Origin of the sequence: Gemmatirosa kalamazoonensis, assembly GCF_000522985.1 — a bacterium.
Lineage (GTDB): Bacteria > Gemmatimonadota > Gemmatimonadetes > Gemmatimonadales > Gemmatimonadaceae > Gemmatirosa > Gemmatirosa kalamazoonensis.
Map to the genome: position 1 here is coordinate 3,275,325 of NZ_CP007128.1, position 23,073 is coordinate 3,298,397.

The 23,073-nt window shown below is 73.7% G+C and carries 18 protein-coding genes; 11 read left to right on the forward strand and 7 right to left on the reverse strand.

Features of this window, described 5'->3' with window-relative positions:
* The first annotated feature begins 56 nt into the window (after positions 1 to 56).
* From J421_RS14140 to J421_RS14160, 5 genes are all read left to right on the forward strand, one after another.
* Complete coding sequence (locus J421_RS14140) at positions 57 to 1,091, forward strand: dipeptide epimerase (RefSeq protein WP_025411831.1); 1,035 nt, start codon at positions 57 to 59, stop codon at positions 1,089 to 1,091.
* A gap of 5 nt (positions 1,092 to 1,096) precedes the next feature.
* Positions 1,097 to 3,379, forward strand: a complete 2,283-nt coding sequence (gene priA / locus J421_RS14145; protein WP_025411832.1) for a replication restart helicase PriA — start codon at positions 1,097 to 1,099, stop codon at positions 3,377 to 3,379.
* A 179-nt stretch (positions 3,380 to 3,558) separates the two neighbouring features.
* Positions 3,559 to 4,680, forward strand: coding sequence for an ornithine cyclodeaminase family domain (locus J421_RS14150; protein ID WP_025411833.1), 1,122 nt, complete (start codon positions 3,559 to 3,561; stop codon positions 4,678 to 4,680).
* Positions 4,677 to 5,423 carry a hypothetical protein gene (locus J421_RS14155; RefSeq protein WP_025411834.1) on the forward strand — a complete coding sequence of 249 codons (747 nt, stop codon included), beginning with the start codon at positions 4,677 to 4,679 and terminating at the stop codon, positions 5,421 to 5,423. The genes J421_RS14150 and J421_RS14155 overlap by 4 nt, the downstream gene beginning before the upstream one ends.
* Positions 5,420 to 5,881 (forward strand): Fur family transcriptional regulator, encoded by a 462-nt coding sequence (locus tag J421_RS14160; RefSeq protein ID WP_025411835.1) that lies wholly within the window; start codon positions 5,420 to 5,422, stop codon positions 5,879 to 5,881. Before J421_RS14155 ends, J421_RS14160 begins: the two co-directional genes overlap by 4 nt.
* 110 nt (positions 5,882 to 5,991) lie before the next feature.
* Here the strand turns inward: J421_RS14160 and J421_RS14165 are convergent, their stop codons facing one another.
* Both J421_RS14165 and J421_RS14170 read right to left on the reverse strand, forming a co-directional pair.
* Positions 5,992 to 7,224, reverse strand: a complete 1,233-nt coding sequence (locus tag J421_RS14165) for a DUF4249 family protein (RefSeq protein WP_025411836.1) — start codon at positions 7,222 to 7,224, stop codon at positions 5,992 to 5,994.
* Positions 7,224 to 9,584 (reverse strand): TonB-dependent receptor plug domain-containing protein, encoded by a 2,361-nt coding sequence (locus tag J421_RS14170; protein ID WP_025411837.1) that lies wholly within the window; start codon positions 9,582 to 9,584, stop codon positions 7,224 to 7,226. Before J421_RS14170 ends, J421_RS14165 begins: the two co-directional genes overlap by 1 nt.
* 54 nt (positions 9,585 to 9,638) lie before the next feature.
* On the opposite strand from J421_RS14170, the gene J421_RS14175 reads away from it, so the two are divergent.
* Positions 9,639 to 10,367, forward strand: coding sequence for a cytochrome c biogenesis CcdA family protein (locus J421_RS14175; protein ID WP_025411838.1), 729 nt, complete (start codon positions 9,639 to 9,641; stop codon positions 10,365 to 10,367).
* 152 nt (positions 10,368 to 10,519) lie between these two features.
* Here the strand turns inward: J421_RS14175 and J421_RS32800 are convergent, their stop codons facing one another.
* From J421_RS32800 to J421_RS14190, 3 genes are all read right to left on the reverse strand, one after another.
* Positions 10,520 to 10,948: a response regulator gene (locus J421_RS32800; RefSeq protein WP_260525853.1), complete on the reverse strand. Its 429-nt coding sequence runs from the start codon at positions 10,946 to 10,948 to the stop codon at positions 10,520 to 10,522.
* Positions 10,882 to 11,721: a sensor histidine kinase gene (locus J421_RS14185; RefSeq protein WP_025411840.1), complete on the reverse strand. Its 840-nt coding sequence runs from the start codon at positions 11,719 to 11,721 to the stop codon at positions 10,882 to 10,884. The genes J421_RS32800 and J421_RS14185 overlap by 67 nt, the downstream gene beginning before the upstream one ends.
* A gap of 64 nt (positions 11,722 to 11,785) precedes the next feature.
* Positions 11,786 to 13,690: an ABC transporter ATP-binding protein gene (locus J421_RS14190; protein ID WP_158508798.1), complete on the reverse strand. Its 1,905-nt coding sequence runs from the start codon at positions 13,688 to 13,690 to the stop codon at positions 11,786 to 11,788.
* Positions 13,691 to 13,819: 129 nt separating this feature from the next.
* Here J421_RS14190 and J421_RS32095 point away from each other — a divergent pair, with 129 nt between their 5' ends.
* Both J421_RS32095 and J421_RS14205 read left to right on the forward strand, forming a co-directional pair.
* Positions 13,820 to 14,806, forward strand: a complete 987-nt coding sequence (locus tag J421_RS32095; RefSeq protein ID WP_148306319.1) for a hypothetical protein — start codon at positions 13,820 to 13,822, stop codon at positions 14,804 to 14,806.
* A 133-nt stretch (positions 14,807 to 14,939) separates the two neighbouring features.
* On the forward strand, positions 14,940 to 17,066 hold the full coding sequence (locus tag J421_RS14205; protein ID WP_104022624.1) for a protein kinase domain-containing protein: 2,127 nt from the start codon (positions 14,940 to 14,942) through the stop codon (positions 17,064 to 17,066).
* A 7-nt stretch (positions 17,067 to 17,073) separates the two neighbouring features.
* Here the strand turns inward: J421_RS14205 and ggt are convergent, their stop codons facing one another.
* Positions 17,074 to 18,849 carry a gamma-glutamyltransferase gene (gene ggt / locus J421_RS14210; protein ID WP_025411845.1) on the reverse strand — a complete coding sequence of 592 codons (1,776 nt, stop codon included), beginning with the start codon at positions 18,847 to 18,849 and terminating at the stop codon, positions 17,074 to 17,076.
* Between the two features lie 129 nt (positions 18,850 to 18,978).
* Between ggt and murQ the strand changes: the two genes are divergently transcribed.
* The 3 genes from murQ to J421_RS14225 are packed head-to-tail and all read left to right on the forward strand — an operon-like array spanning position 18,979 to position 22,534.
* Entirely contained in the window at positions 18,979 to 19,908 is a 930-nt protein-coding gene (gene murQ / locus J421_RS14215) for an N-acetylmuramic acid 6-phosphate etherase (RefSeq protein WP_025411846.1), read from the forward strand.
* A complete protein-coding gene (locus tag J421_RS14220; protein ID WP_025411847.1) occupies positions 19,905 to 21,080 on the forward strand; it encodes an anhydro-N-acetylmuramic acid kinase in 1,176 nt (391 codons plus the stop codon). The genes murQ and J421_RS14220 overlap by 4 nt, the downstream gene beginning before the upstream one ends.
* Positions 21,077 to 22,534: a glycoside hydrolase family 3 protein gene (locus tag J421_RS14225; RefSeq protein WP_025411848.1), complete on the forward strand. Its 1,458-nt coding sequence runs from the start codon at positions 21,077 to 21,079 to the stop codon at positions 22,532 to 22,534. Before J421_RS14220 ends, J421_RS14225 begins: the two co-directional genes overlap by 4 nt.
* 2 nt (positions 22,535 to 22,536) lie before the next feature.
* On the opposite strand, the gene J421_RS14230 is transcribed toward J421_RS14225, so the two are convergent.
* The gene (locus tag J421_RS14230) at positions 22,537 to 23,037 is read right to left on the reverse strand and encodes a hypothetical protein (RefSeq protein WP_104022625.1); all 501 of its coding nucleotides are present in this window, start codon (positions 23,035 to 23,037) and stop codon (positions 22,537 to 22,539) included.
* Between the last annotated feature and the right edge of the window lie 36 nt (positions 23,038 to 23,073).

The following is a 23,073-nucleotide window of genomic DNA, read 5'->3' on the forward strand; positions in this document are numbered from 1 at the left end:
GACTCAACGCCGCCTCAACAGCGCCGCCCCACCAGAACCGCATCATCAGCCCTGCAATGGAGCTCTTCCACGAGATCGTCACCGTCCGCACGAAGCACACGTTCACCATCTCGCGCGGCGGCGCGAGCGAGTGGAAGACCGTCGCCGTACGCGTGCGCGACGCGGACGGGGCCGAGGGGCTCGGCGAGGCGGCGCCGAACCGGTTCTACGGCGAGAATCCGGAGAGCGTCGTCGCCGCGCTCGCGCGGTTCCGGCCCGTGCTCGCCGACCTCGATCCGTGGCACCTCGAGGAGGCCGAGGCGCGGATGAACGCGACGATCCGCTTCAACGCCGCGGCGAAGAGCGGGGTGAGCGCCGCGCTGCACGATCTCGCGGCGAAGCGTCTCGGCGTGCCGCTGTACCGGATGTGGGGACTCGATCCGGCGCGTGCGCCGCAGTCGAGCTTCACGATCGCGATCGCCCCCGACGACGCGACGCTGCGCGCGCGCGTGGAAGAGGCGTCGGCGTATCCGGTGCTGAAGATCAAGCTCGGGAGCGCGGAAGGCATCGCGCGCGACCAGCAGATCATCCGGCTCGTGCGCGAGGCGGCGCCGCACGCGCTGCTGCGCGTGGACGCGAACGCGGCGTGGACGCCGAAGCACGCGCTGCTCATGATCGAGCTGCTCGCGGACCTCGGCGTGCAGTTCGTGGAGCAGCCGCTGCCCGCGCACGACATCCCGGGGATGCGCTTCGTGCGCGAGCGCTCGCCGCTGCCGATCGTCGCCGACGAGAGCTGCGTCGTGTCGACGGACATCCCGCCACTGGTCGGCGCGGTGGACGGGATCAACATCAAGCTCGCGAAGTGCGGCGGGCTGCGCGAGGCGCTGCGGATGATCGCGACGGCGCGGTCGCACGGGCTGCTCGTGATGTGCGGCTGCATGATCGAGACGAGCCTCGGCATCACCGCCGCCGCGCACCTGTCGCCGCTGCTCGACTACGCGGACCTCGACGGCGCCGCGCTGCTCGCCGACGACCCGTACGTCGGCGCGACGATCGACGGCGGCCAGATCGCCATCCCGGACCGGCCCGGGCTCGGCGTGGCGCGACGTTAGGCGAGATGCTGGCCGAGGTCGCGCTCCCGCTCCCGCTCTTCCGCACGTTCACGTACGCGGTGCCCGAGCGGCTCCGGCATCCGCTGGTTCCCGGCTCGCGCGTGGTGGTGCCGCTGCGGACGGGGAAGGAGGTCGGGATCTACCTCGGTCCGGGCGACCCGCGATCGTTAGGCAGCGCGGCCCCGAAGGCGATCCTCGACGCGCCGGACGCCGAGCCGTCGGTGACGCCGGCGCTGCTCGCGGTGTGCCGGTGGATCGCCGACTACTACATCGTGCCGCTCGGCGTCGCGCTGCGCTGCGCGCTCCCGGCGCTGCTCACCGGCGCGGCGGCGCCCGAGCCGGCGCAGCGCACGCGACGCGTCGCGACGGTGCGTCGCCACCTCGAGTCGCTGCTGCACCGCGAGCGGATCTTCGGACGCGCGCCGCAGCAGCGCGCGCTGTTCGAGCTGCTGGAGTCGTTCGGCGGCCGCGCGGCGGTGGACCATCTCACCGAGCGCATGGCGTTCTCGCCGTCGGTGCTGAAGGGGCTCGTCGCGCGCGGGCTCGTCGAGGTGCGCGACGAGATCGTGGCGCGCGATCCGTTCGCGTCGCGCGCCGGCAGCGCCACCCCGCCGGTGCCCAGCGCGGAGCAGCGCGCGGCGGTCGAGGCGATCGCGGCCGGACGCGGCGGCGAGACGTTCCTGCTGCACGGCGTGACGGGCAGCGGCAAGACGCTCGTGTACATCGAGCTCCTGCGGCAGGTACTCGCGCGCGGCCGCGGCGCGATCGTGCTCGTGCCGGAGATCGCGCTCACGCCGCAGACCGTGGACCGCTTCCGGGGCGCGTTCGGCGACCAGGTCGCGGTGCTGCACAGCGCGCTCTCGGACGGGGAGCGGTACGACGCGTGGCTCGCGCTCCGGCGCGGCGAGAAGCGGATCGCGGTGGGCGCGCGCTCGGCCATCTTCGCGCCCGTCGCCGACCTCGGCGCGGTCGTCGTCGACGAGGAGCACGAGTCGAGCTACAAGCAGGGCGAGTCGCCGCGCTACCACGCGCGCGAGGTGGCGATCGTGCGCGCGCGCGCGGAGGGGGCCGTCGTCGTGTTGGGCAGCGCGACGCCGAGCCTGGAGAGCTGGACGAACGCGGCATCGGGGAAGTACCGGCTGCTCACGCTGCCCGAGCGCGTCGGCGGCGCGCGGCTGCCGGCCGTCGACGTGATCGACCTTCGCGTCGGGATTCCACGCTCCACGCTCGACGCTCCACGCTTACCCGACCCGAGCGTGGAGCGTGGAGCGTTGACCGTGGAGGGCGTGCTCTCGCGCGAGCTGCAGCTGGCGCTCGCCGATCGGATCGAGAAGGGCGAGCAGAGCATCCTGCTGCTGAACCGGCGCGGCTACGCGGCGTACGTGCAGTGCAACAACTGCGGCGACGTCGCGACGTGCCCGAACTGCTCGATCGCGCTCACGTATCATCGCACGCCCGAGCAGCTCGTCTGCCACTACTGCCTCCACACCGAGCCGCCGCGCGTGAAGTGCGCGCGGTGCGGCGGTCCCACGCTGAGGCAGCGCGGGCTCGGCACGCAGCAGGTCGAGCGCATCCTGGCGGAGCGGTTCCCGGCGGCGCGCATCGCGCGCATGGACGTCGACACGACCGGCGCGAAGTGGGCGCACACGGAGATCCTCGATCGCGTGGCGCGCGGCGAGGTCGACATCCTGTTAGGCACGCAGATGATCGCGAAGGGCCTCGACTTCCCGAACGTGACGCTCGTCGGGGTGATCGACGCCGACACGGGGATCAACCTGCCGGACTTCCGCGCGTCGGAGCGATGCTTCCAGCTCCTGAGCCAGGTCGCCGGGCGCGCTGGACGCGGCCCGAAAGGCGGGCGCGTGCTGATCCAGACGCGCGTGCCGACGCATCACGCCGTGCGGTGCGCGGTGCGGCACGACTACGGCGCGTTCGTCGGGGAGGAGCTGCCGAGCCGGATGGCGCCGGCGTACCCGCCCGCGGTGCGGCTCGCGAACGTCGTGATCAGCGGCACCGACGAGACGGCCACCGCGGAGCTCGCGCAGAAGGCGGCGACGTGGGTGGAGCGGCTGCTGGCGCGGGCGCCGGGCGACGCGGTGCGGCTCGTGGGGCCGGCGCCGTGTCCGGTGGAGCGCATCAAGCAGCGGTGGCGATGGCACTTCCTGCTGAAGGCGGAGCGGCCGGCGGAGCTGACGCGGGTCGCGCGGTACTTTCTGGAGCGGTTCGCGGTGCCGAAACGCGCCGGGCTGCGCGTGGCGCTGGATCGGGACCCGGTGGCGTTGCTCTGATGAGGCGGTTCTGGAGCGGCGGGTCTGAAGCTGCGGTTCGGAAACGGCGGTTCTGAAGAATCGGGAGGGACGGGAGTGCCCCGCTGCACCCGCCCCTCCCGCCGTATCAGAACCGCCGTCCCAGAGCCGCCGTCCCAGAACCGCCTCATCCGACCCGCCGTCCGGGTTAGAATTCCGACGTGTCCATCCTCATCCCGCACCCCGACTTCACCGCTCCGCGCCTCGCCGCGGCCCCCGAGGCCCGGTTCGTCCCGGCCCCCGCCGACGGCGTCCTCCCCGAGGGATTCTTCGCAACGACGAATCTCCCGACGTACGCGAAGATCGACGGGCGCTGGCGCATGCCGCGCGAGCCGCGGATGGACGCCGCGCTCGTGCGTGACGCGGAGGGGGCACTGTGGGCGCGCGAGGGGCGCCGGGTGCGCGCGGGACAGCTCGTCGCCGTCGGCGCGGCGGAGGACGGGAGCGAGGGGATCCTCGTCAACGTCCCCGGCGCGGGGGCGAACGGGGCGGGGGAGTTCAAGTTCATGTCGAGCGAGGTGTCGCGCGAGAAGCCGATCGACTACGCGCTCATGGCGCGCATCCTCGTCGACGAGCGGGAGCGCGGCGGCTATCCGGTTTGGGTGGCCGGGCCGGCGCTCGTGCACTCGCGGGCGCGCGCCGACATGACGTGGTTCGTGCGCAACGGCTTCGTGGGCGCATTCCTCGCCGGCAACGCGGTGGCGGTGCACGACATCGAGGCGGCGATCTTCGGCACGACGCTGGGGATGACCGGCACGGGCGAGTCGACGAGCGGTGGGCACGGGCTGCACATGCGTGCGATCAACCGCGTGCGCGCGGCCGGCTCCATCACCGCCGCGGTGCGGCAGGAGATCGTGACCGGCGGCATCATGCACGCGCTCGTGGAGAAGGACGTGCCGTTCGTGCTCTGCGGCTCCATCCGCGACGACGGACCGCTCCCCGACGTCATCACCGACATGGTCGCCGCGCAGGACGCGATGCGCGCGCACACCACGCGCGCGACGATGGCGGTGCTCGTCGCCACCGCGCTGCACGCGATCGCCACGGGCAACATGCTGCCGGCGTTCGTCGCCGAGTCGGACACGGCGGACGACGCGTTGCCGACGCTGCGCGAGCTGCCGACGATCTGCGTCGACTCCGCGGAGTTCGTCGTGAGCAAGCTGAAGGACCGCGGGACGCACCAGGCGTTCGGCGTCGTGACGAACGCGCAGGACTTCATGCACATCCTCCGCCTCTACGTGGAGCGCGAGCTGGCGGAGCGCGGCGCGGGAGTGCTCGCGTGACCGGCCCCGCGTCCGGCGGTCGCCCGCCGTTCTCCGGCGCGCAGCGGCTCGCCGACGACACCCGCCGCCGATTCCTCGCGGCGATCGTCGCGCGCGTGCCGCTTGAGCGGCTCGTCGAGGTGCACCTCTTTCCACCGATCCGACAGGGCGGGGTAGAGACGGGGGTCGCGGTGGTCGCGGCGCTGCCGGAGGAGACCGGCGCGGCGGAAGCGGATACGCCGGCGGAGACTGCGGAATCGGATGCCGCGGGCGTCGCCGCGGAGGCGTGCGATCCGACGGACGACGCGGCGGTCGCGCCGACGTCCGAGGACGGCGTTCCTGCGGACGAAGCGCCTAACGAAGCAGCGCCGCTCGAGGCCTCACCCGTCGCCGATGTACCTGTCGCCGTCGAACCGGTCGCCGACGCATCCGACACGCTCCGCGTCGAAGCGGCCGCGCACGAGCTGGGCGGGCCGTACGACACGACGCGGGCGTCCGACGCACTCGAGGAGGACGACGTGCTGCCGCCGACGCCGGCGCGTGCGCGACACACGGTGTTCACCGGCCGCTATCGGCTCACGCTGAAAGGTCCCGACCGCGGCAAGTGGGACGCCGACGTCGTCGAGTCGGCGGTCGCGCCGCTCGTCACCGTCGAAGCGGTCGTGCGGGGCGTGCAGCGTCGCGCCGGCGACACGGCGGACCCCGACCGGCTCGGGCCCGACCTCGTCGCGCGCATCCTCGGCCCGGCGCCTAACGCGCCGTGACGGGCGGCGAGGTCGATCGCGACGCGCGCGAGGCGCTCGAGGCGTTCCGCACGTACCTCCGCGAGCACAACCTGCCCGTCACCGCGCAGCGCGTCGCCGTGGCCGAGGTGGTGCTCGGCTCGTCGCGCCACCTGTCGGCGGACGACGTCGTGCGGGCGCTCTCGTCGCGCGGCACGCCGCTCGGCACCGCCACGGTGTACCGCACGCTCGACGTGCTCGTGCGCAGCGGCCTCGTGGTCGAGCGCGACTTCGGCGAGGGGTTCCGCCGCTACGAGCCGGCGCGCGGCGAACCGCAGCACGAGCACCTGCTGTGCACCGTCTGCGGGCGCGTGACGGAGTTCCGCGACGAGCGCCTGGATCGCATGACGACGCTCATCGCCGAGGGACACCGCTTCGCGCGGCAGCGGCACCGGCTCGTCATCTACGGCGTGTGTGATCGGTGCCAGAGGCGGCTCTGATGAATCGGCGCTCGTGAGGCGGCGCTGAACCGGCGGCGCTGAAACCGCGCGGTACCAGCACCGTGGTTTCGGCGCCGCAGTATCAGAGCCGAGGTTTCAGCGCCGCAGCATCAGCGCAGCGTGCTCGAGGTATCCGGCGCCGCGCGCTTCACGAACACCCGCGTCCCCGGATCGTTCGTCGACACCAGTCCCGCCACGCGCGCGAAGATCGTGTCGTTGCGCACGACGCCGTCGATCGTGCGCAGCACGCGCCGGTAGTCCTGCGGGTCGAGCGTGCGGAGATGGAGCTCGTCGCCCTGCAGCGTGCCGAGGCACCCGTACTGATCGCCCCCGGGCAGCCGGTACGCCGCCGTCGCCTCCGCCACGCCGTTGCCGCGCGCGTCGAGCCACACGCGGAGGATCTCCTCGCCCGCTGGGGACGCCGAGACGTAGCGCCCGTCGACCGGATCGTGATTCGACGCGCGGACGAACAGCGCGCGCGCCATCACCGGCACGTAGGACCCGAAGAACCCGATGCCGCCGTCCAGCCGGTTGATGATCCCCGAGCCGGTGAACGGGTTGTTCGCCGAGCGGTAATAGTCGAAGTAGTTCGTGTCGACCGCGGCGACCCACACGTTCTGCGTGAACCCGGCCTGGAACACGCGCGGCAGCCGGTCGGCGAACAGGTTGCGCAGCTCGCCCGTGAGGCTCACCGACGTCGAGTCGCTGAACATGAAGAACGCGCCGTACGGCGTGTCGATGCGCAGCGTGTACGTGCGGGCGCCGGGCAGCGCGTCCCACCGGAGCCTCAGCGTGTCCGTGTCGCGGTTGAACTCGAGCGCGCGGAAGTCGTCCGGCGGCAGCGTGCTGCCCGGCACCAGCGTCTCGCCGGTCGTCACGCGGCCGTCCGGCGTCTCCACGCGCAGCCGGTAGCGGCGTCCCGGCACCAGCACGATCTCGTTCGCGAGCCCGAAGCCCGGCGGCCGCTCCTCGCCACGCCCCGCGTCGGGCGCCGTGTTCACGAAGCGATAGACGCCGGTGCCCGCCGGCGCGGCGCCGTTGCGCGACACGCGCGTCTCGATCGCCGTCGCCGTCGTGCCATCGGGACCGACGACGGTCACGCGGGCGCCGCTGATCGGCACGCCGCCGCCGCTGACGATTGGATCGACGGCCGACGCGGCGGAGTCGGTGAACACCGACACGCGTCCCGTGAGCGTGCGCTCCACGAGCACGCTCTGCGCGATCCGCGTCGGGTTCAGCACCGCGTGCACCACGGGCCGCTCCTCGCCCGGCGCGACGCTCCGTTCGCCGAACTCGCACGCCGCGAGGAGCGCGAGCACGCCTGACGCCAGCACCCGCCGCATCAGAACTCCACCGTCAGTCCCACGCTCGGCAGCAGCGGGAACTGCGAGATCGCCGTGCGCGTCGGCGGGTTGGCCTGATAGTCGAACGCGTACACGAACGTGTTCTGTCGGTTGTACACGTTGATGAGCTGCAGCGACGGGGTCCACGTCGTGCGCCCGCGCACGAACGTGCGCGTCACGCCGAGGTCGAGACGATGGAACGGCGGATAGCGCGACGCGTTGCGCGCGCCGCCCACCGGCTCGGGGCCCGGCCGGTTCACGCCGGTGTCCCACGTGTTGTTCGACCCGTCGTAGAGCCGGCGCACGATCTGCCCCGTGACGTCGGTGAACGGGGTGCCCGAGCCGTAGCCGAACCGGGTGCCTAACACGTAGCCGCGCCCGAGCTTCCAGCTGCCGACGAGGTTCAGGTTGTGGCGGCGGTCCTGCGCCGGCCAGTACGCGCCCTCGTCCGTCGACAGCACGCCCCCCGGCGACGCGCCGTCGCCGAGCGCGTCGTGCGCGCGCGATCCGACACCGTAGCCGTACGCGAGCCACCCGCTGAAGCGCGACCCCTCCAGCCGCCGCACCAGCACGTCGGCACCGTACGACCAGCCGTGCACGCCGCGGAACTCGTCGCCGCGCACCGCGGGGTCGTCGGCGTCGTTCGGCTCCACGAGATGGCGGTAGCGCTTCGCGTAGCCCTCCGCGCGCACGAACGTCCGCGCGCCGAACCACCGCTCCGCGCCCGCGATCGCGTGCGTCGCCGTCGACACGGGCGTGTAGCGGTCGCTCGCGATCCAGAAGTCGAAGATGCGCACGGGCACGTCCTCGTTGCGCAGCGCGTGCGTCCACTGTGCGTACTGTCCCGCCGCGACGGTGAACGCGAGGTCCGGCGTCGCGAACCAGCGCACCGACGCGCGCGGCGAGATCCCGGCCCACCGCGCGCCGCTCACGCCCTCGGCGCGCACGCCGAGCCGCGCGAGCAGCCGATCGTCCGGCTTCCACAGGTCGTCGGCGTACAGCGAGAGCGCGGTCGGCCGCTGTCGCAGCGTGAACAGCGCCGCGCCGGATCCGGTCGACGTCACGTCGTAGTCGATCGCGAGGTGCGACAGCTCGTAGCCCACGCGCGGCTGATGCGCGCCGTGCCACGCGAGCAGCTGCCCCGCCGCCTGCATCTCCAGCAGATCGTCCGAGAAGCGGATGGTGCCGGCGCCGAGGTCGAGCAGCGTGGAGAACGCCGTCACCGACGCGCGCTGCGACACGCGCGCGCTGTCCCGCCACCGCCCGCCGCCTAACGGCCGCCTGTACGCGAGGCCGGCGAGGCGATTCCCCCACCGGAACGCGAACGCGCCGCCCCCCGCCTGCGACGAGTCGCCGAAGTCCGCGAAGCTGCCGCCGAGATCGTCCGATCCCGCGTACGCCGTGAGCGACAGCGTGCCGCCGCCGACGGCCCAGCGCGCGCTCCCCTGGGCGTCCTGGAAGTGGTACGGCAGCGTCTTCGACGTGAGCGCGCCGACCACCTTGTCGATGTACGTGCGCCGCGCGCCGACGGTCCACGCGCCGCGTCCGTCGTCCACCGTGCCGCCGAGCGTCGCGCTCGACGTCAGCATCGACACGCCCACCGTGCCGTGCACGCCGGCGCGCTCCGGCTCGCGCGTGTGCACGTCGAGCACGCTCGACAGCCGACCGCCGTACTCCGCGGGGAAGCCGCCGACGAGCATGTCCACGCTGCCCACCGCCTGGTCGATGAACGTCCCGAACAGCCCACCGAGATGGAACGGGTTGTAGACCGGGATCCCGTCGAGCAGCACGAGGTTCTGATCGCTCTCGCCGCCGCGCACGTTGTAGCCCGCGGTGTAGTCGTTGCGCGCCACCACGCCGGCGAGCAGCTGCGCCGCGCGCAGCACGTCCGGCTCGCCGATCGACGGCACCGACCGCATCGCGCGCCCCGTCAGCGTGATCGCGCCGGGATCGGGCGTCCGCTCGAACTGCCCGCGCTCCGTCGCGTGCTCCTCGGCGCGCATCGCCTCCAGCGTCTGTGGCGCCGGATCGAGCCGTAGCGTGACGACCGTCGTGTCCCCCGCGCGCACGTTCACGGTCGACGCCGCGGGACGGTAGCCGAGCGCGCGTGCGTGCACCGTCCACGCGTGCGCGGCGAGGCCCCCGAACGATGCCACGCCCGCGTCGTCCGCCGACAGGCGCCGCGGGGCCGCGTTAGGCGCGTCGAGCGAGACCACGGCGCGTGGCACCCCCTCGCCCGTGACCGCCGACGCCACGCGGACCCGCACCGCGCCCGTCGCGGGTCGCGGCTGCGCGCCGAGCGACGACGCAGCGGTCAGCGCGGCGACGACGAGAGGGATCGTGCGGGAGATCGGCGACACGGCGTGGGGGAACGAGGCGACGGCGCGAGGCCGCCGACGCAGTATACTTCCGGTATGGAAGCGGGTTCCTCCCTCGGACTGCTCGCCGCGTTCGTCGCCGGGCTGCTGTCGTTCCTGTCGCCGTGCGTACTGCCGCTCATCCCGAGCTACGTCACGTTCATCACCGGCGTCAGCCTCGACGACGCGCAGCGCGCGCGCCGCGCCGCGCTCGTGCACGCGCTGCTGTTCGTCCTCGGCTTCTCGCTCATCTTCGTCGCCCTCGGCGCGGGCGCGAGCGCGCTCGGTCGGCTGCTCGTCGCGTACCGCGGCGTGGTGACGCGGCTCGGCGGCGTGCTCGTGATCGCGTTCGGCCTCTATCTCCTCGGCGCGTTTCACCTCGCGGCGTTCGACCGCGAGCGGCGCGTGCACCTCGCCGACAAGCCGGCGGGCTACCTCGGGACGGTGCTCGTCGGCATCGCGTTCGGCGCGGGATGGACGCCGTGCATCGGGCCCATACTCGGCGCGATCCTCACGTACAACCTGAGCGCGGCCGACACCGGGCGCGGCACGGTGCTCCTCGCGACGTACTCGCTGGGGCTCGCCGTGCCGTTCGTGCTCGCGGCGGTCGCCATCCCGCAGTTCCTCGCCGCGTTCCGCCGTCTGCGCGCGCATCTCGGCGTCGTCTCGCGCGTCTCCGGCGCGCTGCTCGTCGCCGTCGGGCTGCTGATGGTGACGAACTACTTCGGCGTGCTGACGACGATGCTGCAAGGGCTCACTCCCGACGCGATCCGCTCGCGGATCTGAGAAGACAGGATGCCTGTGCCTCTTTCGTGACAGGATGGACAGGACGGACAGGACGAGAACCAACAACGAAGGCACCGCACGTGCTGTTGGTTCTATCCTGTCCGTCCTGTCCATCCTGTCGAAAAGAACCGCACCGGCTCCTGTCGCTCCTGTCAGGCCCCCAGCCACTCGCGCAGCCCCGCGACGAGCACTGCGGGTCTCACGGGCTTCACGAGCACCGCGCGGCATCCCGCGGCCAGGCAGCGCGCCTCCGTCTCGGGATCGTCGCGCCCCGTGAGCGCCACGACGGCGCGCGGCATCCGTCCCTCGGCGGCAAGCGTGCGCACGACGTCGAGACCGTCGCCGTCGGGGAGCGTGAGGTCGACGAGCGCGGCGTCCGGCGGCTCCTCGCGCGTCGCGCGCAGCGCCTCGGCCACCGATCCGGCGGCGCGGCTGCGGTAGCCCACCGCGTCGAGCAGGACGGCGAGGGCGTCGGTCACCAGCTCGCTGTCGTCGACGACGAGGACGAGCGGCGTCAGGAGGCGTCCTGCGGGATCGTGAAGTAGAAGCGGCTCCCGTCGCCGAGCGCGCTCTCCACCCAGATCCGCCCGCCGTGCAGTTCCACGAGCTTGCGCGCGATCGCGAGCCCGAGCCCCGTGCCGTGGTGCTGCCGCGACGCCGAGGAGTCCACCTGCGCGAACTCGCGGAACACGAGATCGTGGTGCTCCGGCGCGATGCCGATCCCCGTGTCGCCCACCTCGACGAGCAGCTCGCGGCCGCCCGCCGACGGGCGCAGTCGCGCGCGGATCCACACCCGCCCGTCCTCCGGCGTGAAGTGGATCGCGTTGCCGACCAGGTTCCCGAGCACGTGGCTGATCTTCTCGCGGTCCGCGCGCACGGGCGGCAGATCGGCCGGCGTGTCGGTCGTGAGCTGCAGGCGCTTCTTCGCCACCAGCGGCTGGTTCAGCATCACGAGCTGGTCGATCACGGCGCCGAACGAGAAGTCCGTCGGCGCGAGCGCGAGCTGGTTCGCCGCGCCGCGCGCGTACGTCAGGATCTCGCTCACCATCTGGATGAGCTGATGGCCGCCCTTGATGATGCCCGAGAGGCTGGCGACCTGCTTCTCGTTCAGCTCTCCGAGCATGCCGTCGCGCAGCACCTCGGCGTGCGTGATGATGGCCGAGAGCGGGGTGCGCAGGTCGTGCGAGATGTTCGCGAGGAACTGCGTCTTCAGCGCGTCGCGCGCCTGCAGCTCGGCGATGAGCCGGGCGGCTTCCGCCGTCTGGAACTCGAGCGCGGCGAGGCGCGCCTCGAGGCTCTCCGTGTGCGAAAGCACGTGCCGCTTCGGTTCCACGGTGACGGAAGTCGGGACCATGGCGGTAACGTACCGGCGGAAACACCCGGTGCCAACTCCGTACGAACACGCGACGCGGCGTACGTCACGCTCCGGCCGCTGCCGCCTCGTCCTCCGCGTCTTCCTCGTCCGACTCGATCGCGTCCGCGAGCTGCTGGCGGCGGAGCAGGGCGGCGTACCGCCCGTCGCGCGCGAGCAGCTCCTCGTGCCGCCCCTGCTCCACCACGCGCCCGTCGTCGAGCACGAGGATCCACGACGCGTCGCGGATGGCGCTGATGCGGTGCGACGCGATGACCGTCGTGCGCCCCTCGAGCGCGGTGCGCAGCCCGCGCAGGATCGCCGCCTCGGTGTGCGTGTCGACCGCCGACAGCGCGTCGTCGAGCAGCACCACGCGCGGCCGGCGGGCGAGCGCGCGCGCGAGCGCGGCGCGCTGCTTCTGCCCACCGGAGAGGTTCACTCCGCGCTCGCCGAGTATCGTCTCGTAGCCGGCGGGCAGCTCCGCCACCGTCTCGCCGAGCTGCGCGACGTCGGCCGCCCAGCGGATCGCGTCGCCCGTCCCCGGCTCCGTCGCGCCCGACGTCGTCTCCTCCACGCGCACCACCGACGTCGGCTCCTCGCGGCCGCCCTCCAGCCCGTAGCCGATGTTGCGGCCGATGGTCTCGCTGAACAGGAGGCTCTCCTGCGGCACGTAGCCGATCTCCCGCCGCAGCGCCGCGAGATCCAGGTCGCGCAGCGGCACGCCGTCGAGCAGCACCTCGCCTTCCTGCGGGTCGTACAGGCGCGGCACGAGGTCGATCAGCGCCGTCTTCCCGCTCCCCACCGCGCCCACCACGCCGAGCGTGGCGCCCGCCGGCAGGTCGAACGACACGTGGCGAAGGACCCAACGCGGTTCGGAACTCGGGACTCGGGACTCGGGACTCGGGCGTCCCTCGCGAGTCCCGAGTCCCGCGTCCCCAGTCCCGACCTGCGGGAAGTGAAACCCGACGTCGCGGAACGTCAGTCTGCGGCCTCCACGCGCGGCCGGCGGCAGCGCGATCGGCCGCTCCGGCGACGACACGTCGGGGCGCGCGTCGAGCAGCTCGCCGAGCCGCGCCATCGACGCGGCCCCGCGCTGGAACAGGTTCGTCACCCAGCCCAGCGCGATGAGCGGCCACGTGAGCATCGCGAGATAGATCCCGAACGCGACGAACGCGCCGACCGTGATCGCGCCGCGCAGCACGAGCCCTCCGCCGACACCGATCACCACCACCGCGCCAAGCCCCGCGATCAGCGAGAACGACGGGTTCATCACGCCGTTGAGCCGCGCCAGCGCCATATTGCGCGTCAGGTACTCCGCGCCTAACGCCGCGAACCGCGCCGACTCCGACGCCTCCTGCCGGTACGCGCGCACCACGCGTACGCCGGCGAGGTTCTCCTGCGCGCGCGTCGTCATCTCGCCGAAGTGCTCCTGCACGGCCTCGAAGCGGTCGTGGATCGCGCGGCCCAGGCGCACCGTGATGAACGGCAGCGCGACCATCGGCAGCACGGCGAGCCCCGTGAGCCGCGCGTCGATGCGCAGCATGAACGCCAGCGCGAACGCGCCGCCGGCGACCGTGTTCACGAGGTACATGATCGCCGGCCCCGCAGCCATGCGCACGGCCGAGAGGTCGTTCGTCGCCCGCGCCATGATCTCGCCGGTGCGCCACCGGGCGTAGAACGGGGCGTCGAGCGTCACGAGCCGCGCGAACAGCGCGTCGCGGATGTCGTACTCCACGTGGCGGCTCACCGCGTTCAGCACCTGCCGCATGAAGAAGCGCAGCGCGCCGCCCGCGACCGACGCGCCGAGCATCAGCCCCGCCACGCGCAGCACACGCGCCGTGGGCGCGCCCGCAGTGAGCTCGTCGACGCCCTCGCGCAGGAGCCACGGGATCACGCTCCCGAACGACGCCGAGGCGACCACGAGCACGAGGCCGAGCGCCATGCGTCCCGCGTAGGGGCGCAGGAACGGCACCAGACGCCGAAGCGCCCTCAACCCTGGCATGCGCGTTGCCCGCCAGTCCACCCCGGCACCTGCGACCGCGACCCGGGTAGGATCCCGACGAGGTGCGGCACGACGCCTTCATCCACCTGGAGCTCACGCATGTCGAAATATACCCGTCTCCGGACTCCGCTTCTGGCCGCGCTGGCGGCGCTCGCCACTGGCGCGGCCGCGTGCGGTGGCGACCGGAAGAACGATGCGCTGTCGCAGGATACCGCGCTCTCCCGCGACCTCGCGATGGCGGGCAGTGACACCTCCGCGCAGCCGCAGCTGCAGGACGTGCCGGCGAACACGCCGCCGGCCACGACCACGCCGCCGACGACCACGGCGACCGCGCCCGCTCCGGCGCCGACGCCCGCGCCGACCCGGACGCCGGCCCGGCCGCGCACCACGACCTCGAGCTCCTCGGGCACGACCGTGCGCACGCGCACGCCGCCCCCGCCGCCCGCGCCGCGCCCCACGACGTCGGCCCCCGCGCCCGCGCCCGCGAAGCCGACCGTCACCGCGAGCGGTAACACGGTGACGCCGAACGCCGGCGGCGCCGGTGCCGCGGAGCGCTCGAACGTCGGCTCCATCCCGGCCGGCACCACGCTGGCGCTGCGCTCCAACTCGAAGGTCTGCACGAACACGAACCACGTCGGCGAGCGGTTCACGGCGACGCTCTCGAGCGCGGTGAGCGGCTCCAACGGCGTCACCATCCCGGCCGGCTCGCAGGCCACCGTCGAGATCACGCAGCTCAAGCGGAGCGAGAACGCGAACGACAAGATCCAGATGGGCTTCCGCGTCATCTCGATCACGTTCGGCGGGCACACCTACGCGGTCGACGCGACGACGCAGTCGGCCGAGATCTCGCGCGTGCGCAACGAGCCGGCGTCGAAGGACCGCCAGAAGGTCATCGGCGGCGCGATCGCGGGCGCCATCGCCGGCCAGATCCTCGGCAAGGACACGAAGGGCACCGTGATCGGCGCGGCGACCGGCGCGGCGGCGGGCGCTGCGGCCGCGGCGGCGACGGCGAACTACGAGGGCTGTCTGAACGACGGCGCCGACCTCTCGGTGAAGCTGAACGAGGCGACACAGGTCCGCATGTGATGTCGAGGTGATCGGGCGCGGAGCCCGACGGTCTTCGAGGGGCGGCTCACCGGCCGCCCTTCGTCGTACTCGCCCTTGCGTCGATTCCGGACGCGCTCGATAGTCGGGGCACGCCAGCCCGGGAGACGCCGCGATGGAGCAGGCCCTGCGCGCCTGTCCGAACTGCCAGACCACCCTGCCGACGAACGCGGCGTTCTGCTACGTCTGCGGCGTGGCCACACCCGCGGGCATCGATCGTCGGACGGGGGAGTTCGTGGCGGCCGGCTCGGTCGTCGTGCCGATGTCGGAGCTGCTGCCGCGGCTCCGCGCGCTGCTCGGCAAGAGCTACGACCTCGGCGAGCGGATCGGCGCCGGCGGCTTCGCCGAGGTCTATCTCGCGCGCGACCTGCGGCTCAAGCGCGACGTGGCGATCAAGGTCACGCGCCCCGAGTTCGCGCTGAACGATCAGATGATGATCCGCTTCCGGCGCGAGGCGGAGACGATCGCGGCGCTCCGGCACCCGCACATCATGCCGATCTACGACATCGGCGAGGCGGCGGGGCTCGCGTACCTCGTCATGCCGTTCATCCGCGGCGAGTCGCTGAAGGCGCGCCTCGATCGCGTGAAGCAGCTCACCCCGGAGCAGGCGCGCGGCATCCTGCTGCAGGCGGCGGACGCGCTCGCGGCGGCGCACGACGCGGGCGTGGTGCACCGCGACGTGAAGCCCGACAACATCATGCTCGACCGTCGCGAGGATCAGGTCCTGCTCATGGACTTCGGCATCGCGAAGGCGCTCGAGGCCAGCTCCGACAGCGCCGTGCTCACGAGCACGGGGCTCGTCATGGGCACGCCGCACTACATGAGCCCCGAGCAGGCCGTCGGCGAGCGCGACATCGACGCGCGCGCCGACCAGTACGCGCTCGGCGTCATCGGCTACCGTATGCTCACGGGCGCGCTGCCGTTCGAGGGGCCCACGGTGCGCTCCATCCTCTCGAAGCAGCTCCTCGCCACGCCGAAGCCGCTGCTCGCGCTCGCCCCGGACACGCCGCCCGCGCTCGCCGCGACCATCGAGCAGGCGATGGCGAAGGAGCCGGACGACCGCTTCGCGTCGATGCGCGACCTCATCGCCGATCTGCGCGCAGACCCGACCTACGCCGACGAGGTGCTGAGCGTCGTGCGCGCGGAGACCGAGCGCATGGAGCGCCGCCGCACGCCGCCGCCCACCGCCGACGTGCCCGCGGTTGCGACCGTGCCGGCGCCGCCGCCGCCACGGGCGAAGCGCCGCGGCGCGCTGGCCTGGCTCGCCGTCCCCGTGATCGCGGCGGTCGCCGCCGGCGTGGCGTGGCAGGCGCGCCGTCAGTCTGCCGCCACGCCGGCGCCGCTGCCGGGCCGCGTCGCGGCGCAGGCACCCGGGCCGGCCACCGCGTCGACCGCGGCGCCGCGCGCGGACAGCGCGGCGGGCGTCACGGCCGCGACGGGCGACAGCGCGGCGGCGGCCGCGCCGCTCCCCGATTCCGTCGTCGCGCGCAAGCGCGCGAGCGACAGCGTGAGCGTGGCGCGCGCGGGCCTCAAGTACGGCACGCCGGCGGCGGACAGCTTCGTCGCGCGCATCGCGCGCGGCCGCTCCGCGTGCGAGCGCCCGTCCGCGAGCGCGCGTCCGGCCGACGTGCTGGCGGTGTGCGGCGCGTTCGCGCGCATCGCGAGCAACACTTGGGCGCAGCTCGCGCTCGGCCAGCTTCACGAGCGCGCCGGTCGCTACGACTCCGCCGCCGCGTGGTACACGCGACTCGCGACGAAGGACCCCGAGGCGATGGTGCGGCTCGCTCGCCTGCACGACGAGGGGCGCGGCGTGCCGCTCGACTCCGCCGGCGCGACGCGGCTCCTCGTCGATGCCGCGGGGCTCGGGCACGTCGTCGGCCAGCGGATGCTCGCCCAGCGTCTCGCCGTCGGCTACACCGGGATGCCGCGCGACGAGCCGAAGGCCGTGAGCTACTTCGTCAGCGCCGCGCACGCCGGCGACGTGCCGTCGATGCTCGCGCTGGCCGAGCACTATCGCAGCGGGCGCGGCGTGAAGAAGAGCGACGACAGCTCCGCCGCGTGGTGGCAGCGCGCCGCCGACCGCGACGACAGTACCGGCGAGTACTGGCTCGGCCGCGCCTATCTCAGCGGCAAGGGCGTGCGGAAGTCGGACAGCGTCGCGTTCATCTGGCTCCGCCGCGCCGCCGCGAAGGGGCACGAGGGCGCGCGCTTCGAGCTCGAGAAGCGCGGCCAGCACCCCTGAGCGCCGCTCAGTAGCCCGCCTCGCCGCCGGAGCCGCGCGGCTCGTGCTGTCCCTCCCAGCCGCCCTTCACGCGCAGGATCGCGTTCACGTTCACGAGCGACCCGCGCTGCTGCAGCCCGTGCCCCATCGCGCGCAGCGAGTCCATCGCGGCCGTCGTTAGGCCGCCGCGCTCGTAGGCGAGGCTGTCGGGCAGCGCCTGGTGGTGCAGCCGCGGCGCGCGCATCGCGTCCCCGAGCGTCATGCGGTGGTCGATCACGTTCAGCAGCACCTCGGTCGTTCCCGAGATGATCGTCGGCCCGCCCGCCGCGCCCACCACGAGCAGCACGCGCTGCGCGGAGTCGAGCACGATCGTCGGCGTCATGGAGCTGAGCGGCCGCTTGCCCGGCTGCACCGCGTTCTGCTCGCCCTGCACGAGTCCGAACGCGTTCGGCTTCCCCGGCGCGGCCGCGAGATCGTCCATCTCGTCGTTCATGAAGAACCCCGCGCCGCGCACCCACACGCCGGAGCCGAAGCCGAGGTTCAGCGTCGTCGTCGTCGACACCGCGTTGCCGTGCGCGTCCACCACCGAGTAGTGCGTCGTGTGCAGGGAGCTCGGCATGTCCGGGCCCGCCGGCGTGCGCGACGCGCGCGCGGGATCGATCGTCGCCACGAGGCGCCGCGCGTAGTCCTTGCTCGTGAGCTCCGCCACCGGCACCGTGCAGAACGCGGGGTCGCACAGCTTCGCGTTGCGGTCGATGAACGCGCGGCGCTCGGTCTCCGCGATCAGGTGGGCGTACGCCGCGCTGCCGAACGCGGGCAGCGTCGGGAACGTCTCGAGCTGGTTCAGGATCTCGAACGACGTCGTGCCGCCCGACGACACCGGCGGCATGCCTAACACCGTGAAGCCGCGGTACGTCGTGCGCAGCGGCTCGCGCCAGATCGCCTTGTAGCCCGCGAGGTCCTGCTTCGTGATGATGCCGCCGCCGCGCTGCATCTCGGCGACGAGCGAGTCGGCCGTCTCGCCGGTGTAGAACTCCGTCGCCCCGCGCTCGGCGATGCGCCGCAGCGTGCGCGCGAGGTCGGGCTGCACCACGCGCGTCCCCGGCGACAGGAGCCGTCCGTTCGCGAAGAACGGCGACGCCGAGGCGTAGCGCGCGAGCTTCGCGCTGTCGCCGCGCAGCGAGCGCCACCCCGCGCTGTCGAGGACGTACCCCTCGGACGCGAGCCGGATGGCCGGCGCCATGACCTGCGCGAGCGACATCGAGCCGTACTTCGCGAGCGCCTCCGCCATCCCCGCCACCGCGCCGGGGACGCCCGAGGCGAGCGGTCCCTCCGTGCTCGTCCGCTGCGGGTTCCCCGCGGCGTCGAGGTACATGTCGTGGGTCGCCGCGGCGGGGGCCATCTCGCGGTAGTCCATCGCCGCCGTGCGGCCGTCGGCGAGGCGGATCAGCATGAAGCCGCCGCCGCCGATGTTGCCCGCGGTCGGGTACGCCACGGCGAGCGCGAACCCCACCGCGACCGCCGCGTCCACCGCGTTGCCGCCGCGCTGCAGGATCTCGCGTCCGGCGTCGCTCGCGAGCTGGCTGTTGCTCGCGATCATCGCGTGCTCCGCGAACGCGGCGCGCGCGCCGGGCTGGAAGCGCCACCCCGTGGGGAACGTGGCGGCCTGCCGCGCGGCGAGCGTCGGCGCGGCGTCGTTCGACGCGGCGGGTGTGACGTGCGACACACGACAGCTGGCGAGCACCGACAGGCCGGCCAGGAGCAGCGGGCGCGTCGTCCGAGGAAGGCGAATGCGTGACGACATGACGACGTCGGATGGTGAGAGACTTCTCGTGCGTGCGGCCCGTTGCGATGGGCCAGTCGCGCTGGATAACTTAGCCGCGCGTCAGCCGGCCAGTACAGACGACGGGCCGCCCACTTCGCCCGCGCGCCCTTGGTTCTCGACTCCCGCGTCACCGAGCAACGGAACCCTCGCACGGCCGACATCGACCTCGCGTCGCCCGAGGAGATCGTCGACCTGATGAACGCCGAGGATCGCGGGGTGCCGCTCGCCGTCGCGTCGCAGCGCGACCGCATCGCCGAGATGATCGCGATCGTGGAGCGCGCGTTCCGCGCCGGCGGGCGCCTGTTCTACGCGGGCGCGGGCACGTCGGGTCGACTCGGTGTGCTCGATGCCTCCGAGTGCCCGCCCACGTTCGGCGTCGACTTCGACATGGTGCAGGGAATGATCGCCGGCGGCGAGCAGGCCATGTTCCGCGCGCAGGAGGGCGCGGAGGACAGCCCCGAGCGGGGCGCGCGCGACGTCGACGCGCGGGACGTCGGCCCGCGCGACGTCCTCGTCGGCATCGCCGCCTCGGGCACCACGCCGTACGTGCGCGGTGCGCTCGCCCGCGCGCGCGAGCTCGGCGCGACCACCGGCATCGTCGCCTGCTCGCCGCCGCCCGAGAGCACGCTCGCCGTCGCCGACGTCGCGATCGTCACGATCACCGGGCCGGAGGTCGTCACCGGCAGCACGCGACTGAAGGCCGGCACCGCGACGAAGATGGTGCTCAACATGATCACCACCGGCGCGATGATCCGCATCGGCAAGACGTACGGCAACCTGATGGTGGATCTGAAGGCGACCAACGCGAAGCTCGTCGACCGCAGTCAGCGCATCGTGATGGAGGTCACCGGTGCGAGCCGCGACGACGCGCGCGCGATCATCGACGCCGCCGGTGGCAGCGTGAAGACGGCGATCGTCATGTACTCGCTCGGCGTCGACCGCGAGCAGGCGGAGCGCGCGATCTCCGAGGCGGGCGGCGTCGTGCGGCGCGTGCTGCCGGGTGCGCCGCCGCCCGTCACGCCGCCGCCCGTCGCGTGACGCGCCGCGCGGTCCCCGACGTCTTCGTCGGGCTCATGTCCGGCACCTCCGTCGACGGGATCTCGGCGGCCGCGGTGCGGTTCGCGGATGGCGACGCCGGACGCGTCGCGGCCGACCTCGTGGCGTTCGCGCAGCGCGACTACACGCCGGCCCAGCGCGACCGGCTGCACGCCGCCATGCGCGGCGCGTCGCCCGAGGAGTACTGCCGGCTGAACTTCGAGCTCGGCGAGTGGTTCGCCGACGCGGCGGCCGCGCTGCTCGCCGACGGCGGCGTGTCGCGCCACGACGTGCGCGCGATCGCGTCGCACGGCCACACCATCTGGCACGTGCCGGGCGAGGCCACGTGGCAGCTCGGTGAGTCGGCCGTCATCGCCGAGCGGCTCGCGGTCGACGTCGTCGCCGACTTTCGCGTGCGCGACATGGCCGCCGGCGGGCAGGGCGCGCCGCTCGTGTCCATCGCCGACACGCTGCTGTTCGCGGGCGACCGCTGGCGCGCGCTGCAGAACCTCGGCGGCATCGGCAACGTCACGGTGGTGCCGCCGGTGTCGTTAGGCGGCGGCGCGCGCGCGTTCGACACCGGACCCGGCGTCGCGGTCATCGACGCGGTCGCGCGCCTCGTGCGCCCCGAGCTCCCCTACGACGTCGACGGACGGCTCGCCGCTGCCGGCTCGCCGGTCGCGCGCGTCGTCGACGTGCTGCTCGCCGAGCCGTACTTCGCCGCGCCGCCGCCGAAGTCGACCGGCCGCGAGCTGTTCAGCGCCGCGTACGTCGAGCGGCTCGTCGCCATGTGCCGTGACGCGCGTGCCGACGCGCGCGACGAGGATCTCGTCGCCACCGCGGTATCGCTGACGGCGCGCGCGCTCGCCGACGCGTATCGTCGCTTCCTCCCCGAGCCGATCGACGACGTGCTCCTCTCCGGCGGCGGAGCGCGCAATCCCGCGCTCGTCGCGGCCATCCAGGCGGAGCTGCACCGCGACCGGCCGGAGGTGACGGTGCGCGCGTTCGACGACCTGTTCTTCGACGGCGAGGCGAAGGAGGCCGTCGCGTTCGCGCTCCTCGGCTGGCTGCACGTGCACGGACGCGCGGGCAACGTGCCGACGGCGACCGGCGCGCGGGGCCCGCGCGTGCTCGGCAAGCTGACGCCCGGCGGGCCGCTGGAGCGCGCGTCGTGAGCACCACTGCGGAGCTGCTCGTCGTCGCGCTGCGCGCCGACGCCGGCGGTCGACTCACGGCCGCGCGCGAGCAGGCCCTCGCCGCGATCGCGCACGGCGTCGGCGGCTTCGTGCTGTTCGGCGGCGACCAGGACGCGGTGCGCGCGTTCACGAAGGAGGTGCAACAGCGCTCGCGCACGCCGCTGCTCATCGGCGCGGACCTCGAGCGCGGGGCGGGGCAGCAGTTCACCGGCGCCGCCGGCCTGCCGCCGCTCGCCGCGCTCGCGTGGCTCGGCGACGCGGAGGCGCTGCGCCGCGCGTCGCGTCTCACCGCGCGCGAGGCGCGCACGATGGGCGTGAACTGGGACCTCGCCCCCGTCGTGGATCTCGAGCTGGCCGACGACGCGGCCGTCGTCGGCACGCGATCGTTAGGCGCCGATCCCGCGGTCGTCGGGCGCATGGCGGCGGAGTGGATCACCGCGTGTCAGGCCGAGGGCGTGCTCGCCTGCGCGAAGCACTTCCCGGGGCTCGGCCGCGCGCCGCTCGACGCCGACGGCCAGGCGCCCGTGGTGCGCGCCGACCGCGACGCGATGCACGCGACCGACCTCGTGCCGTTCCGCGCGGCGATCGACGCCGGCGTCGCGTCGATGATGACCGCGCACGCGGCCTATCCCGCGCTCGACCCGAGCGGCATGCCGGCGATGTTCTCGCGCGAGCTGCTGCAGTGGCTCCTGCGCCAGCAGATGCGCTACGACAACCTCGTCGTCGCCCATCTACCCACCGCGGTGCGCGGCACGCCCGGCGGCGACGAGGGTGAGGCGGCGGTGCGCGCGCTCGCCGCGGGCTGCGACGTGCTGCTCGCGCCCAACGACGTGCCCGCGGTGATCGCCGCGCTCGAGCGCGCGCTCGCCGAGCGGCGGCTGGATCCCGAGCGCACGCGGCAGAGCGTCAGGCGGCGTCTGAAGTGGGCGCAGTGGGCCGCGCCGCCTAACGACTGGCGCCGCCCGACGGCGTCCGACGCCGCGTGGGGCGCGCAACTGTGCGACCGCGTGGTGCATCTCGTGCGCGGCGCGCCGCCCGCGCTGCCGCAGGTGGTCGAGGTGCTCTACGTCGACTGCGGCGCCGAGGCGAGCGCGTACGACGGGTTCGTCGACACGCTGCGCACCGCGGGACACGAGGTGCGCCCGGTCGACGAGCCGTCGCCGGCCGATGCGGGAGCCCCGCTCGTCGTCGCGCTGTTCCCGGGCGACGACGCGGAGCACGGCGACGCCGACGCGCAGGCCGACGTCGCGTCGCGCGTCGCCGCGGTGTGCGCGAGCGCGTCGCAGGCCGGGCGCCTGCCGATCGTCGCGCTGTTCGCGCATCCGAGCCTCGCGTCGGCCGTGCCGGACGAGGTGCCGCTGCTGTGCGCGTGGACGGGCGACGTCGCCATGCAGCGCGCCGCGGCGCGCTGGCTCGCCGCGCGGCGCGGCTGATCTCAGCGCCCGTCGACCGGCACGGCGACGGGCTGCCACACGTCGTCGCCGGCGGCGCCCGCGATCAGGCCGATCACCCCGCCGACGATCCCGAGCGCGCCGCCGAGGATCGCGGCGCGATCGCCGCGACCGATGGTGAACTCGCCCGGCGGATCGTCCGGCATGATCGCGCCGACGGCGGCGCCGATCGCGGCGCAGGTGCCCGCCCCCATCAGGAACCCGCGCAGCGGGCGTCGCCGTCGACCGCGGAACAGCTCGACGCGGGTATCGCGCGTCAGCGGCACGGCGACCGTCTCGGCACGATCGACGGCAACGACCAGCGTGTCGCCGCGCATGGCGACGACTCTCGCCTGGATGCCGTTCCGGAATCGGCTGCCCGAGTCGCTCTGGGTGACGCGTACGCGGGCCCCGGCGGGCAGCGGCGCCGCGAGCGTCACCCGGCTCTGAGCGAGCGCGCTGCGGGCGCCGACTACGAGGAGCGCACCGAGGACCAGACGTCGCATGCGGACTTCGCGCGCGCTCCGCGGCGGCGATGCCTA

What these genes read in the sequence shown, in the direction of transcription:
- J421_RS14165 (WP_025411836.1), bottom strand. Translation starts at nt 7,224, where the DNA reads ATGCGGCGGGTGCTGGCGTCAGGCGTGCTCGCGCTCCTCGCGGCGTGC.
- priA (WP_025411832.1), top strand. Translation starts at nt 1,097, where the DNA reads ATGCTGGCCGAGGTCGCGCTCCCGCTCCCGCTCTTCCGCACGTTCACG.
- J421_RS14185 (WP_025411840.1), bottom strand. Translation starts at nt 11,721, where the DNA reads ATGGTCCCGACTTCCGTCACCGTGGAACCGAAGCGGCACGTGCTTTCG.
- ggt (WP_025411845.1), bottom strand. Translation starts at nt 18,849, where the DNA reads ATGTCGTCACGCATTCGCCTTCCTCGGACGACGCGCCCGCTGCTCCTG.
- J421_RS32095 (WP_148306319.1), top strand. Translation starts at nt 13,820, where the DNA reads ATGTCGAAATATACCCGTCTCCGGACTCCGCTTCTGGCCGCGCTGGCG.
- J421_RS14140 (WP_025411831.1), top strand. Translation starts at nt 57, where the DNA reads ATGGAGCTCTTCCACGAGATCGTCACCGTCCGCACGAAGCACACGTTC.
- J421_RS14230 (WP_104022625.1), bottom strand. Translation starts at nt 23,037, where the DNA reads ATGCGACGTCTGGTCCTCGGTGCGCTCCTCGTAGTCGGCGCCCGCAGC.
- J421_RS14175 (WP_025411838.1), top strand. Translation starts at nt 9,639, where the DNA reads ATGGAAGCGGGTTCCTCCCTCGGACTGCTCGCCGCGTTCGTCGCCGGG.
- J421_RS14205 (WP_104022624.1), top strand. Translation starts at nt 14,940, where the DNA reads ATGGAGCAGGCCCTGCGCGCCTGTCCGAACTGCCAGACCACCCTGCCG.